We start from the raw sequence: 12,715 nt of genomic DNA, 5'->3' as shown, positions 1-12,715 counted from the left end.
AGAAACTAATGTAAAGTTTGGAGGTACCGTTTTGAAAATCGGATTTTTTACAGACACCTACTTCCCCCAGGTAAGTGGTGTGGCGACATCGATCAAGACATTGAAAGAAGAGCTTGAGAAAAAAGGCCATAAAGTGTATATCTTTACTACGACCGATCCCAATGCTGATCTGGACGAAGAAGATATCATTCGCATGCCAAGTGTCCCGTTTGTGTCCTTCAAAGATCGGCGAATCGTAGTGCGCGGCATGTTGTATGCCTATTTGATCGCCAAAGAGTTAGAGTTGGAATTGATCCATACCCATACCGAGTTTGGCTCTGGGATGTTAGGGAAAATGGTGGGGCGCAAATTGCAAATTCCTGTGATCCATACCTACCATACGATGTATGAAGACTACTTGCACTACATCGCCAATGGGAAGGTCTTACGGCCGTCTCACGTGAAATATCTTTCGCGGCTATTTGCCAACCACTCGACAGGTGTTGTTTGTCCAAGTGAACGAGTCATCGATACGCTGAGGGGGTATGGTGTTGTTTCACCGATGCGGATTATCCCCACAGGGATCGAAGTCGAGAAGTTTCGTCGACCGGACATTACATCTGAAATGAAAAAAGAATTGCGGGAGAAATTAGGTATCACTGAGGATCAACCCATGCTGCTTTCCCTCAGTCGTATTTCTTATGAAAAGAATATCCAAGCGATCATCGATGGGATGCCGGAAATTCTAACCAAGATTCCTGATGCGCAATTAGTGATCGTTGGGAAAGGTCCGCATAAAGAAAAATTAGAAGAAAAAGTGGTGGATATGGCGCTAACTGACCATGTTCAATTTGTCGGCGAAGTGGCGAATGATAAAGTGGCGATCTATTACCACGCTGCCGATTACTTCGTCAGTGCCTCCACTTCAGAAACACAAGGACTGACATACACGGAAGCAATGGCTGCTGGGACCCCATTAGTCGTTGAAGGCAATGATTACTTAAACACCTTGATCGATGATCCATCGTTAGGCGTCACCTATGAGAGTGATCGGGATTTCGCAAAAGCATTTATTGATTATTATGAACAAAAGATTCCTGCTGATCCCGAAGTTCTTTCTAGGAAGATGTACGAGATCTCGGCTTTACGCTTTGGTGAGTCGATGCTGTCTTTTTACCATGATATGGTTGCCTATTATGAAACCGAACGCATCGAGAAAGAAACCGAGCAGACGTTAGAAAAATTCAAAGTCAAATTAAAGGCTTTTCGCCGAACGATCGATTAAACAGAAAATTTTCGCAAGTTCATGTTTTTAGCGTATACTAAAGACATGAACTTTTTTATTTTGGAGGGATCTGCATGAAATTAGGATTTATCGGTACTGGTGTCATGGGTCAAGCGATGGTTGGTCATCTCTTAGCTGCAGGACATACAGTGAATGTTTACAATCGGACGAAAGCAAAAACAGATGAACTCGTTGCGAATGGAGCAATTTGGTGTGACACCCCAACAGAAGTTGCATCAGAAAGTGAAATCATCTTTACAATGGTTGGGTATCCATCCGACGTTGAAGAAGTTTACTATGGGCCTCAAGGGATTTTTCAAACGGCTGTGACGGGCAAAACATTGGTGGATTTTACCACCAGTACACCTGATTTGGCAGAACGAATCTATCAGACAGCGAAGGAAAAAGGTGCTGCGAGTATCGATGCGCCAGTTTCTGGTGGTGACCTTGGTGCCAAAAATGCCACGCTAACGATTATGGTTGGTGGCGATGAAGAAGCTTACCAACAAGTAAAACCACTTTTTGAAGTATTAGGAAAGACGTTTCAACTTCAAGGAGGGGCAGGAAAGGGGCAGCATACGAAAATGGCCAATCAGATCATGATTGCCGGAACCATGACGGGGATGACAGAAATGCTGGTCTATGCGAACCAAGCCGGTCTTGATTTACCACGAGTGATTGACACGCTTTCTGGCGGTGGGGCAGCCAATTGGTCCATGACGAATTACAGTCCTCGTATCCTAAAAGAGGATTATTCACCAGGCTTTTTTGTCAAACATTTCATCAAAGATTTGGGGATCGCTTTGGATGAGGCTAAGAAGATGGGATTGGATTTGCCGAGCACCACTTTAGCTAAAAAATTGTATGATCAGTTGGCTGAAAAAGGCTATGAAAATGACGGAACGCAGGCGCTGATTAAACTTTGGTGGCAAGATGGAAAAAAATCTTAAAATGACAAAAAAAATACGAAAAATCAATGCAAGATAGAGGATGTTTTGATACAATATAACGGACAGAAAAAGGAGGCTTACGAATGAAAAGTTCGCAATTAGTCGCTATCATCAAACGTTTAGAAGCGATGGTCGAAGCGCAAGACAATGAAGTTCAAGTACGTCGTTTTGAAAAAGAAGGCGTCGAAAAATGTACCGTTACTTATGACAATTCGACAGAAACGTTTGAATTAACGGAAGCAGAATCAAGTCAATCTTATCAATTTGATAATGTTGATATTGTAGCCATGGAAATCTATGATTTGATCCAATAAGAATGAGTGGGACGTTCGTCGTCGCTTTCTCATTTCTATACAGCAAGCCTACTTGGGCTTGCTGTTTTTTATTTATCTGCTGCTTTTTCTTGGCGGTACAGGTGATTAAGGATGATCCCTAATGGATCGAGATCTTCCGGGGCTAAAGGCAGCGCAGCGCTTGATGGCGGAAGTGGCTGGAATGTTTCTTCGGGAGAAAGAATGTTTGTTTGGATCAACTTACCAAAGCTGACTTGATAGTATTTGAGTTGAGTCGTCTGTGATACTGGCTCCTCTAAGTCAAGGGGAATCGAAAAAATCACTTCCGGTTCTTGAATGAACTGATTGACCCTCACGATTTCTTGGTAAAAGCTTTCTGCTAAATGGATCTCTCGCTGCAGTACACTAGCTTGTTCAAACAATAAGTGATCAATCAGGTATGCCAAGCGTTTTTTAAGGAGTGAAAAACAGTCTGTCTTCTTTCCTGCAAAAAAACAGCCGATCTCTCGCCACTTCTCTTCCAAGGGATACGCCTCCATTTGAGGGAGTTGTTTACGTAAGGTTAATAGCGTCAGTTCGTTGACAGTCGGCAATTGAAACGTTTCTGACAATAATTGAAACAACACAGGCAATTTTTTTGTTTGCCGAAAGGGGCCATAACTGCCAATTTGTGGTGTTTGAGTGATCGTGAAGCTATGATTCGTCAAATCAACAAAGCAATAGTTCGCTGAATGGTTCATTTGTCGGTTGTAGATAGGATGAAAAGCTTGGATCAAACGACATTCAAGTAATAGTGCATCCAATTCTGTATCTGTTTCGATCGTTTCAAAATCAACGACATTATAAACAAGTCGAAGCACCTTATTGGCATGCTGCTGGTTTTTTCGGAAGTAGGAAACGACACGCTGCTTCAATGATTTGGCTTTTCCCACATACAAGACTTCGTTGTGTTGATCTTTCATTAGATAAACGCCAGGCCTTTCAGGGAGTGCATTTGCTTTGTTTTTTAGAAACTCTTTGTTCGGATTCATCGATCTTTCCTCTCCTTCCTTCAAAGAGTAGCAGATGAAGCTTAAGAGAGCAACGTTTGCTGGCCATTGACAAGAAAAAATTAGAAATAGAGTGGAAGCAACGCAATGATAAACTTTGACATTCAAAGGAAATTTCTCTATAACGGAAACGGATTATTTTGTCAACTCGCAGCTTTTAAAATCTTAGAAAATCAATTCTTAAATAAAAATGCGCTTAAAAATAAAAAAAGTTCGAAAAAATTCTTGCATTTCTCAATAACTTCCGATATAGTTTGACTATCAAATGATTTGATTATCAAAGTATTCGGATGGTGAAGGTTATGGAACCCAATTTAGAAACAGTTAATGACTACTTAGTCAGCGTCTTTAATGACATCTTAGTGATTGAAGAATCTGAATTGAAAAAATCTCAATTCAAAGACCTTTCAATTACCGAAATGCATACCATCGAAGCCATCGGGATGTACAAAAAAAAGACCACGACTGAAGTTGCCAAAGAGCTTTCGATCACTGTTGGGACTTTGACCATCGCGATCAATCGTTTGGTGAAAAAAGAATATGTAGAACGGATTCGCAGTGAAGATGATCGGCGAGTCGTCAAACTAGGTTTGACGAAAAAAGGAAAACTCCTTTATCGTGTTCATCAGCATTTTCATCGTGAGATGGTGAAGGGTGTCTTGAGTCAGATGTCTCCTGAAGAGGAACAGGCACTGTTGAAAGCACTGAAAAATCTGCATGACTTTTTACAAGATTAGTAAGTGAGAATAATGGATGAATATGTTTGGAAAAATTACCGCGACTGCAAGTTATGTTCCAGAAAAAATCGTAACAAATGATGATCTATCAAATTTGATGGATACTTCAGATGAATGGATTCATTCTCGCACGGGAATCAAACGAAGAAGAGTCGCTGTCGGCGAAAACACTTCAGACCTTTGTATTCGCGTCGCTCAAACGCTCTTGCAAGATGCTCAGCTTTCAGCAGAAAGTCTGGATTTTATCTTGGTAGCGACGATCACACCGGATTTCAATACACCGGCGGTTGCTTGCCAAGTCCAAGGGGCGATTGGGGCAGTCAATGCCTTTGCTTTTGATATCAGTGCAGCATGTGCTGGTTTCGTGTATGCATTGTCTATGGCTGAAAAACTGATTCGAACGGGCGCTAAAAAAGGATTGGTCATCGGTGGAGAAGTACTTTCAAAAGTCTTGGATTGGAACGACCGTTCGACGGCTGTTTTATTCGGAGATGGTGCCGGCGGTCTATTGTTGGAAGCATCTTCAGAGCAGCATTTGCTCAAAGAGTCTTTAAAAGCAGATGGGACGCGAGGCATGTCCTTAACATCTGGTTTTCGCACGAATGAGAATCCTTTTTCACAAAACGCTCCGGCGTATAGTGCTTGTATGCAAATGATTGGACGAGAAATCTTTGATTTTGCGACGCGTGATGTGGTCGCCTCGATCAATGATCTGATACAAGATGAAGCAATTGATTATTTTTTGCTTCACCAAGCAAATTCACGCATTTTAGACAAAGTTGCTCGCAAGCTGAAGCAACCCCGTGAGAAATTTTTGCAAAATATGCAAGATTATGGCAATACTTCGGCAGCCTCGATTCCGTTATTGCTAGATGAAGAAATCAAACGAGGTACACTGTCCCTTGGCAGTGGTCAAAAAGTGGTGTTCTCAGGTTTTGGCGGCGGATTGACATGGGGAACTATGTTAGCCACCTTATAACTTGTTCACGAAACAAAATTACTATTGAAAAACACATTGGAGGAATATACACATGGTATTCGAAAAAATTCAAGAAATCGTAGCAGAAGAATTAGGAAAAGAAAAAGAAGAAATCAAATTGAACACGAACATCCAAGAAGATTTAGAAGCAGACAGCTTGGATCTTTTCCAAATCATTAACGAGATCGAAGATGAATTCGATGTGAAGATCGAAACAGAAGATGGTATCACAACCGTTGAAGATCTAGTTAAATATGTAGAAAAACAACAAGCATAAAACAAAGGCTAGGCAGACAGCCTAGCCTTTCCTTTTTAAGAACGTGTTTTTGCTGATTCATAGACGAACTGCAAGAATCCATGTTCTCCAACAACAACGAACAAAGTAATGAAGGAGTGCAAGATGAAGACAGCCTTTTTATTTAGCGGTCAAGGTGCACAGTACCCCAAAATGGGGGAAGAGCTCTATCACCAAGAAGCAATCGTTCGTGAGACGTTTGAACAATCCAGCACTATTCTAGGATATGATATGGCCGAGTTATGCTTTACTGAAAACGAACGTTTAAACCAGACGGAATATACACAGCCTGCCATTTTAACAGTAAGCACAGCTTTTTGGCGACTTTTGGATGCGCAAGGAATCGAAGCAGATGCTGTTGCTGGCTTAAGTTTAGGTGAATATACAGCCTTAGTCGCTAGTGGCGCGCTTGATTTCAAGACCGCAGTCGCATTGGTGCAAAAGCGCGGTCGGTATATGGCAAGTGCGGCGCCTGCAGGTGTTGGGAAAATGGTTGCTGTGATGAACACACCCGCTGAAACGATTGAAGAAATCTGTAAAGAAGCAAGTCAAGTGGGGATCGTGACACCAGCGAATTACAATACGCCGCAGCAGATCGTCATTGGCGGTGAAGCGCCGGCAGTGGATAAAGCGGTGGAATTGTTACAAGCTGCTGGAACCAAACGGGTGATTCCTTTAAATGTCAGCGGTCCTTTCCATACTGCTTTGTTGGAACCGGCATCGCAGCAATTAGCACAGGAATTAGCTCAAATTACCTTTGATGAGTTGCAAGTACCTGTCATCAGCAATACGACCGCGCAGCCGATGCAGCAAGACCAAATCAAGGAACTGTTGACGCTGCAAGTGAAATCGCCAGTGCGTTTTTACGAAAGCATTGCGACACTGAAGCAGCTTGGCATCCAACAAGTCATCGAGATCGGACCAGGAAAAGTATTGAGCGGTTTTATGAAGAAAATAGACAAAGAAATCCAGACTGCGCGTGTAGAAGATAGCCAAACGTTGGCAGATACACTAGCCCGATTCAACTAGGAGGAATTTATGGATCTGCAAAATAGAAACGTCTTTGTAACTGGTAGCTCGCGAGGGATCGGTTTTACCATCGCGGAAGCCTTTGCCAAAGAAGGAGCGAATATCGTTTTAAATGGACGAAAAGAAATTCCCCAGTCACTGATCGATCGCATCACCAGCTACGGCGTGAAATGTGTAGCGATCAATGGGGACATTTCTGATTTTGATCAAGCGGCAGCCATGCTTTTGGAAGCAGAAGCGGCAGTCGGACCGATCCACATTTTAGTCAATAATGCCGGAATCACGAATGACAAATTATTGTTGAGAATGAAACCCGAAGATTTTGATTCAGTGATCAAAATCAATTTGACTGGTACCTTCAATATGACGCAGCACGCGTTGAAAAAAATGATGAAGTTGCGAGAAGGCCGCATCATCAATTTGACGAGTGTGGTCGGCTTGACGGGAAATATCGGGCAAGCCAACTATGCGGCAAGTAAAGCTGGCGTGATCGGTTTTACGAAATCTGCCGCTCGTGAAGGTGCCGCTCGGGGGATCACCTGCAATGCGATCGCCCCAGGATTTATCGAAACAGAGATGACTGAAGTGCTGTCGGATAAAGTCAAAGAACAATCATTGGCAAATATTCCATTACAGCGTTTTGGTTCCACACAGGATGTTGCGCAAACAGCAGTCTTTTTAGCAAAAAGCCCCTACATCACTGGTCAGGTGATCAGTGTAGACGGCGGGATGGCAATGCAAGGGTAGGAGGAAGAAAAGATGAATCGAGTAGTAGTTACAGGATACGGCGTCACTTCTCCAATCGGAAATGACCCAGAAACTTTTTTAGCAAGTTTACAAAACGGGACCAACGGCATCGGCCCGATTACAAAATTTGACGCAGAAGCAACAGGGATCTCAGTTGCCGCTGAAGTCAAAGATTTTCCGTTAGAAAAGTACTTCGTTAAAAAAGATACGAAGCGGATGGATCTTTTTTCCATTTATGGAATTTATGCGGCCTTAGAAGCGATGGAAATGGCGAAGTTAGATACAGAAACCATTGATGTGGATCGTTTTGGCGTGATGGTTGGTTCGGGGATCGGCGGCTTGCCAACGATTCAAGACCAAGTGATTCGAATGCATGACAAAGGAGCAAATCGGGTATCACCAATGTTCGTACCGATGTCGATCGTAAATATGGTTGCCGGCAACATTGCGTTACGGGTAGGTGCGAAAGGCATTTGTACGACGACTGTTTCCGCCTGTGCTTCTGGTACCCATTCAATCGGTGAAGCTTTTCGGAACATCAAGCATGGCTACGCAGATGTCATGATCGCTGGTGGTTCAGAAGCGACGATCTGTGAAATCGGTATCGCTGGTTTTGCGTCTCTGACGGCGTTAACCACTGAATCAGACCCTGACAAAGCTTCCGTTCCGTTTGATAAAAATCGTAGTGGGTTTGTCATGGGTGAAGGCGCTGGCGTCTTCATTTTAGAATCATTGGCGCATGCGCAAAAACGTGGGGCAACGATTTTAGGTGAAGTCGTAGGGTACGGTGCGAACTGTGATGCCTACCATATGACTGCGCCAAATCCTGATGGATCAGGTGCCGGAAAAGCAATGAAATTGGCGATGCAAGAAGCATCGATCACCCCGGCTGAAGTTGGCTACATCAATGCCCACGGTACAAGCACGCCCGCCAATGACAGTGCAGAAGCGACATCGATCCAATACGGATTGGGCGAAGACTATAAAAAACCATATGTTAGCAGTACAAAGTCAATGACTGGTCATTTGCTTGGGGCGGCTGGCGGAATCGAAGCCATTGCTTCACTATTAGCATTACAACATCAATTTATTCCACCAACCATCAACGTGACAGAACAAGATCCTGAGATCGACTTGAACGTTGTTATCAATCAAAGCCAACCAGCAGAATTGACCTATGCCATGAGTAATTCACTTGGGTTTGGCGGTCATAATGCAGTGATCTTGTTGAAACGTTGGGAGGAAGCGTAATTGGAAACACATGAGGTAAAAGAGCTGCTCAGCCAATTCGATCAATCGACGTTAACTGAGCTTCAATTAAAAAAAGAGACATTTGAACTTTATTTTAATAAAAATACGACAAGTGGGCTACAAAGTGCATCCTCTGCACCTGCGCCTGCTCCTGCAGCGAATGCTGCGTCAACTCCTGTTGCACCAACGCCTGCTGTCTCAGCAACACCGGACACAGTAGAAACGGCAAAACCTGTTTTAGAGGGCAAAGAAGTTGTCTCTCCATTAGTGGGTGTCGTTTATTTGAAACCAAGTCCTGACAAAGATAACTTTAAGCAAATCGGCGATCACGTGAAAAAAGGCGATATTCTTTGTATCGTTGAAGCGATGAAAGTCATGAATGAAATCGTCAGCGACGTCGATGGCGAATTGGTTGAAGTCTTGGTTGAAAGCGAACAAATCGTTGAATTCAATCAACCATTATTCCGTGTGAAAGAAGGGTAAAGCAATGAGCGCATTAACGATTCAAGAAATCAAAGAAATCATCCCTCATCGTTATCCGATGCTTTTAGTGGATCGCGTTGAGGAGTTAGAAGAAGGCAAACGGGTCATTGCGAAGAAAAACGTTACCATTAATGAGCCGTTTTTCCAAGGCCATTTTCCCCATGAACCAGTGATGCCTGGAGTATTGATCGTGGAAGCAATGGCGCAAGCAGGTGCTGTGGCATTATTGTCATTGGAAGACTTTCGTGGGAAAACTGCCTACTTTGGCGGTTTAGACAAAGCAAAATTCAGAAAAAAAGTAACACCAGGCGATACCTTGATCTTAGAAGTAGAAATAATCAAAGTAAAATCTGCAGCCGGCATCGGCAAAGGAATTGCCTATGTTGATGGGAAAAAAGTGGCGGAAGCAGAATTGACTTTCATGATTGGATAGGTGAGACATGTTTTCTAAAGTATTGATCGCAAACCGTGGCGAAATCGCCGTACGTATCATTCGCGCTTGTCGCGAATTAGGTATTCAAACGGTCGCCGTTTATTCAGAAGCAGATAAAGAAGCGTTGCACACAGAGCTTGCCGATGAAGCGATTTGTATCGGACCTGCCAAAGCAGCTGACTCTTATTTGAATGTACAGCAGATCCTAAGCGCTGCGATCGTCACAAAGGCTGAGGCGATCCATCCCGGCTTTGGCTTTCTTTCAGAGAATAGCCGTTTTGCTGCGATGTGCGAGGAATGCAATATCGTCTTTATTGGGCCAAAGAGTGAGACTATCGATGCAATGGGAAACAAAATCAATGCAAGACGCTTGATGATCGAAGCAGAAGTACCGGTCATTCCCGGAAGCAAAGGCGCGATTTCTGATGTGGAAGAAGCTTTAACGATCGCTGAAGAGATTGGTTACCCGGTCATGCTCAAAGCAGCAGCCGGCGGTGGCGGTAAAGGGATACGGAAAGTCGCCGATAAAGAAGCGTTACCACATCATTTTGCTTCGGCACAGCAAGAGGCGAAAGCGGCATTTGGCAACGATGAAATGTACATTGAAAAAATCATTTACCCTGCTCGACACATAGAAGTGCAAGTGTTAGGTGATTCTTTTGGTAATATTATCCACCTTGGTGAACGCGATTGCTCGCTGCAACGCAACAACCAAAAAGTGTTGGAAGAATCTCCTTCTGTGGTGATTTCTGAAAGCAAACGAGCAGAGCTAGGAGAAGCAGCGGTACGTGCCGCACAAGCGGTAGGGTATCGCAATGCCGGCACGATCGAGTTTTTAATGGCAGACACTGGGGCGTTTTATTTCATGGAAATGAACACTCGAATCCAAGTGGAACACCCCATCACTGAAATGGTGACGAACATTGATCTAGTCAAAAAACAACTCGAAGTTGCTAGTGGTGAACCGCTAGGCTTGACACAAACAGACATCAAGATGACAGGTGCGGCAATCGAATGTCGGATCAATGCAGAAAATCCAGCCTTCAATTTTGCACCGTCACCAGGAAAGATCAACAATTTATTTCTGCCTGGTGGAGGCTTGGGTGTACGGGTAGACAGTGCCATGTATTCCGGCTATACGATCCCGCCTTATTATGATTCCATGATCGCTAAAGTGATCGTTCACGGCGAGAACCGTTTTGAAGCATTGATGAAAATGCAGCGGGCATTAGCTGAATTAGTGACCGATGGTGTCATTACGAATGCAGAATTCCAAATGGACTTGATCAGTCACCCGAAAGTGATTGCGGGAGACTATACAACCGCCTTTTTACAAGAGGAATTTTTGCCAAATTGGACACCTGAACAATAGGAGGGAAGTTGAGTGGCTTTATTTAAGAAAAAAAACTACATTCGCATCAATCCTAATCGAGGTCAGCTGCCAACGAACGAACCAGTCGTCCCAGATAATCTTTGGGCGAAATGTCCTAGTTGCAAACGAACGCTTTATACGAAGGAGATGGGGGCAGAAAAAGTCTGTCCCCACTGCGGGTATAATTTCCGGATCAGCGCCTGGGAACGGATCGCTATCACGATTGATGAAAAAAGTTTTGAAGAATGGGACACAGATGTTACCACAAAAGATCCCCTTGATTTCCCAGGGTACCTGGATAAAGTCGCACAAATGCAAGAAAAAACTGGTTTGCATGAGGCTGTTCTAACGGGAGAAGCCAAAGTTCGAGGATTGCCGTTAGCAATCGGTGTCATGGATGCGAATTTCATCATGGGCAGTATGGGAACGGTCGTGGGGGAGAAAATCACCCGTTTGTTTGAACGTGCGATCGAAAAACAGCTACCAGTTGTTCTTTTTACCGCTTCGGGTGGGGCTCGGATGCAAGAAGGGATTTTGTCACTGATGCAAATGGCAAAAATCTCTGCGGCGGTAAAACGCCACAGTAAAGCTGGCTTGTTTTATCTAACGGTTTTAACGGACCCGACCACCGGTGGCGTTACCGCTAGTTTTGCGATGGAAGGGGATATCATCCTGGCAGAACCGCAAGCATTGATCGGTTTTGCTGGACGACGTGTGATTGAACAAACCATTCGTCAGGAACTACCTGAAGATTTTCAAAAGGCAGAGTTCCTGTTAGATCATGGCTTTGTCGATCAAATCGTTCCACGGACGAACTTGCGGGAGAAAATCTACCATTTGATTTCTTTGCATACGCGGAAAGGATGGAATCGCAATGACTAGAGCAGCCCACGAAATCGTTGAACTCGCTCGCAGCAAAGACCGCTTGACGGCACTGGATTACTTTGAAGGCATTTTTTCTGAGTTTGAAGAGTTTCATGGAGACCGTCTGTTTGGCGAAGATGAAGCCGTTGTTGGCGGGATAGCTTGTTTAGATGGCAAGCCAGTGACCGTGATCGGTATTCAAAAAGGCCGTAATCTACCTGAAAATTTACGCAGAAACTTTGGCTCACCACATCCTGAAGGCTATCGAAAAGCGTTACGCCTAATGAAGCAAGCAGAAAAATTTCAGCGACCTGTGGTCACATTGATCAATACAGCAGGGGCGTTTTGTGGTATTGGCGCGGAAGAACGGGGAGAAGGTGAAGCGATTGCCCGTAACTTGATGGAAATGTCCGATTTAACGGTGCCGATCTTGGCAATCATCATTGGTGAAGGCGGCAGCGGCGGTGCCTTAGCACTGGCATTAGGCGATGAGGTTTGGATGATGGAACATTCGATCTATGCCATTTTATCTCCCGAAGGCTTTGCTTCGATCCTATGGAAAGATGGTAGCCGGGCCAAAGAAGCTGCTGGTTTAATGAAGATCACTGCCCAAGAACTATTTGAATTAGGCGTTATTGAAAAAGTGATTGCTGAAACCCATGAAGAGGCCTTTTTACCGAAAGAGCAATTGATGGAACAGATGAAAGCGGCAATTTCAACGAAACTCGCTGAACTTTCTACGTTGCAAACAGAAGAATTGCTTGAGGCAAGGTATCAGCGTTTTCGCCGATTTTAACAACTAGGATATCCACTCTGATTAGAGAGAGGGTATCCTAGTATTTTTTTATTAAAAGTGTTATTGAATAAATCGTGCAAATGACGAAGTTTTTAGTTTAAAATTTAATTATTCTGTGCTATTATGTATATATTCTGAATATAAGAAGATTATATTGCATAAATATTTGTTTT

General features: G+C 43.8%; 15 protein-coding genes. 14 read left to right on the top strand and 1 reads right to left on the bottom strand.

All coding sequences use genetic code 11. From position 1 onward, the window contains the following. Positions 1 to 31 precede the first annotated feature (31 nt). The 3 genes from IGI92_RS09280 (at position 32) to IGI92_RS09270 (ending at position 2,528) form a co-directional block, all read left to right on the top strand. Positions 32 to 1,264 (top strand): glycosyltransferase family 4 protein, encoded by a 1,233-nt coding sequence (locus tag IGI92_RS09280; RefSeq protein ID WP_008378207.1) that lies wholly within the window; start codon positions 32 to 34, stop codon positions 1,262 to 1,264. Between the two features lie 74 nt (positions 1,265 to 1,338). Beyond that, positions 1,339 to 2,214, top strand: coding sequence for an NAD(P)-dependent oxidoreductase (locus IGI92_RS09275; RefSeq protein WP_087664005.1), 876 nt, complete (start codon positions 1,339 to 1,341; stop codon positions 2,212 to 2,214). A gap of 83 nt (positions 2,215 to 2,297) precedes the next feature. Further along, positions 2,298 to 2,528: a YkuJ family protein gene (locus IGI92_RS09270; RefSeq protein ID WP_005225886.1), complete on the top strand. Its 231-nt coding sequence runs from the start codon at positions 2,298 to 2,300 to the stop codon at positions 2,526 to 2,528. A 68-nt stretch (positions 2,529 to 2,596) separates the two neighbouring features. On the opposite strand, the gene IGI92_RS09265 is transcribed toward IGI92_RS09270, so the two are convergent. Further along, entirely contained in the window at positions 2,597 to 3,538 is a 942-nt protein-coding gene (locus tag IGI92_RS09265; protein WP_144330611.1) for a GIY-YIG nuclease family protein, read from the bottom strand. A 320-nt stretch (positions 3,539 to 3,858) separates the two neighbouring features. Here IGI92_RS09265 and fabT point away from each other — a divergent pair, with 320 nt between their 5' ends. The 11 genes from fabT to IGI92_RS09210 all read left to right on the top strand — a co-directional run bounded on the left by fabT (position 3,859) and on the right by IGI92_RS09210 (position 12,542). Next, positions 3,859 to 4,293 (top strand): fatty acid biosynthesis transcriptional regulator FabT, encoded by a 435-nt coding sequence (gene fabT, locus IGI92_RS09260; RefSeq protein WP_430606807.1) that lies wholly within the window; start codon positions 3,859 to 3,861, stop codon positions 4,291 to 4,293. A 16-nt stretch (positions 4,294 to 4,309) separates the two neighbouring features. Then, positions 4,310 to 5,272 carry a beta-ketoacyl-ACP synthase III gene (locus IGI92_RS09255; protein WP_005235580.1) on the top strand — a complete coding sequence of 321 codons (963 nt, stop codon included), beginning with the start codon at positions 4,310 to 4,312 and terminating at the stop codon, positions 5,270 to 5,272. 52 nt (positions 5,273 to 5,324) lie between these two features. After that, entirely contained in the window at positions 5,325 to 5,549 is a 225-nt protein-coding gene (locus tag IGI92_RS09250) for an acyl carrier protein (RefSeq protein WP_005225890.1), read from the top strand. Between the two features lie 123 nt (positions 5,550 to 5,672). Then, entirely contained in the window at positions 5,673 to 6,596 is a 924-nt protein-coding gene (gene fabD / locus IGI92_RS09245; RefSeq protein WP_034878519.1) for an ACP S-malonyltransferase, read from the top strand. 9 nt (positions 6,597 to 6,605) lie between these two features. After that, entirely contained in the window at positions 6,606 to 7,343 is a 738-nt protein-coding gene (gene fabG, locus IGI92_RS09240) for a 3-oxoacyl-[acyl-carrier-protein] reductase (protein WP_008378189.1), read from the top strand. Positions 7,344 to 7,355: 12 nt separating this feature from the next. Next, positions 7,356 to 8,594 (top strand): beta-ketoacyl-ACP synthase II, encoded by a 1,239-nt coding sequence (gene fabF / locus IGI92_RS09235; protein WP_005235583.1) that lies wholly within the window; start codon positions 7,356 to 7,358, stop codon positions 8,592 to 8,594. Beyond that, entirely contained in the window at positions 8,595 to 9,077 is a 483-nt protein-coding gene (gene accB, locus IGI92_RS09230; RefSeq protein ID WP_061054245.1) for an acetyl-CoA carboxylase biotin carboxyl carrier protein, read from the top strand. 4 nt (positions 9,078 to 9,081) lie between these two features. Continuing rightward, on the top strand, positions 9,082 to 9,510 hold the full coding sequence (gene fabZ, locus IGI92_RS09225) for a 3-hydroxyacyl-ACP dehydratase FabZ (RefSeq protein ID WP_061054244.1): 429 nt from the start codon (positions 9,082 to 9,084) through the stop codon (positions 9,508 to 9,510). Positions 9,511 to 9,517: 7 nt separating this feature from the next. Then, complete coding sequence (locus IGI92_RS09220) at positions 9,518 to 10,882, top strand: acetyl-CoA carboxylase biotin carboxylase subunit (RefSeq protein WP_016620360.1); 1,365 nt, start codon at positions 9,518 to 9,520, stop codon at positions 10,880 to 10,882. 12 nt (positions 10,883 to 10,894) lie between these two features. Continuing rightward, entirely contained in the window at positions 10,895 to 11,764 is an 870-nt protein-coding gene (gene accD / locus IGI92_RS09215; RefSeq protein WP_005235586.1) for an acetyl-CoA carboxylase, carboxyltransferase subunit beta, read from the top strand. Further along, a complete protein-coding gene (locus IGI92_RS09210; RefSeq protein WP_005235587.1) occupies positions 11,757 to 12,542 on the top strand; it encodes an acetyl-CoA carboxylase carboxyl transferase subunit alpha in 786 nt (261 codons plus the stop codon). The genes accD and IGI92_RS09210 overlap by 8 nt, the downstream gene beginning before the upstream one ends. Positions 12,543 to 12,715: the final 173 nt, after the last annotated feature.

The organism is Enterococcus sp. DIV2379, from assembly GCF_050542965.1.
In the GTDB taxonomy this organism is placed as follows: Bacteria; Bacillota; Bacilli; order Lactobacillales; family Enterococcaceae; genus Enterococcus_D; species Enterococcus_D entomosocium.
The sequence above is the reverse complement of the archived record's forward strand: the minus strand, read 5'-3'. Positions and strand labels throughout refer to the sequence as shown.

What these genes read in the sequence shown, in the direction of transcription:
- fabF (WP_005235583.1), top strand. Translation starts at nt 7,356, where the DNA reads ATGAATCGAGTAGTAGTTACAGGATACGGCGTCACTTCTCCAATCGGA.
- IGI92_RS09210 (WP_005235587.1), top strand. Translation starts at nt 11,757, where the DNA reads ATGACTAGAGCAGCCCACGAAATCGTTGAACTCGCTCGCAGCAAAGAC.
- fabD (WP_034878519.1), top strand. Translation starts at nt 5,673, where the DNA reads ATGAAGACAGCCTTTTTATTTAGCGGTCAAGGTGCACAGTACCCCAAA.
- IGI92_RS09250 (WP_005225890.1), top strand. Translation starts at nt 5,325, where the DNA reads ATGGTATTCGAAAAAATTCAAGAAATCGTAGCAGAAGAATTAGGAAAA.
- IGI92_RS09270 (WP_005225886.1), top strand. Translation starts at nt 2,298, where the DNA reads ATGAAAAGTTCGCAATTAGTCGCTATCATCAAACGTTTAGAAGCGATG.
- fabZ (WP_061054244.1), top strand. Translation starts at nt 9,082, where the DNA reads ATGAGCGCATTAACGATTCAAGAAATCAAAGAAATCATCCCTCATCGT.
- IGI92_RS09220 (WP_016620360.1), top strand. Translation starts at nt 9,518, where the DNA reads ATGTTTTCTAAAGTATTGATCGCAAACCGTGGCGAAATCGCCGTACGT.
- IGI92_RS09255 (WP_005235580.1), top strand. Translation starts at nt 4,310, where the DNA reads ATGAATATGTTTGGAAAAATTACCGCGACTGCAAGTTATGTTCCAGAA.
- IGI92_RS09275 (WP_087664005.1), top strand. Translation starts at nt 1,339, where the DNA reads ATGAAATTAGGATTTATCGGTACTGGTGTCATGGGTCAAGCGATGGTT.
- fabT (WP_430606807.1), top strand. Translation starts at nt 3,859, where the DNA reads ATGGAACCCAATTTAGAAACAGTTAATGACTACTTAGTCAGCGTCTTT.
- fabG (WP_008378189.1), top strand. Translation starts at nt 6,606, where the DNA reads ATGGATCTGCAAAATAGAAACGTCTTTGTAACTGGTAGCTCGCGAGGG.
- IGI92_RS09265 (WP_144330611.1), bottom strand. Translation starts at nt 3,538, where the DNA reads ATGAATCCGAACAAAGAGTTTCTAAAAAACAAAGCAAATGCACTCCCT.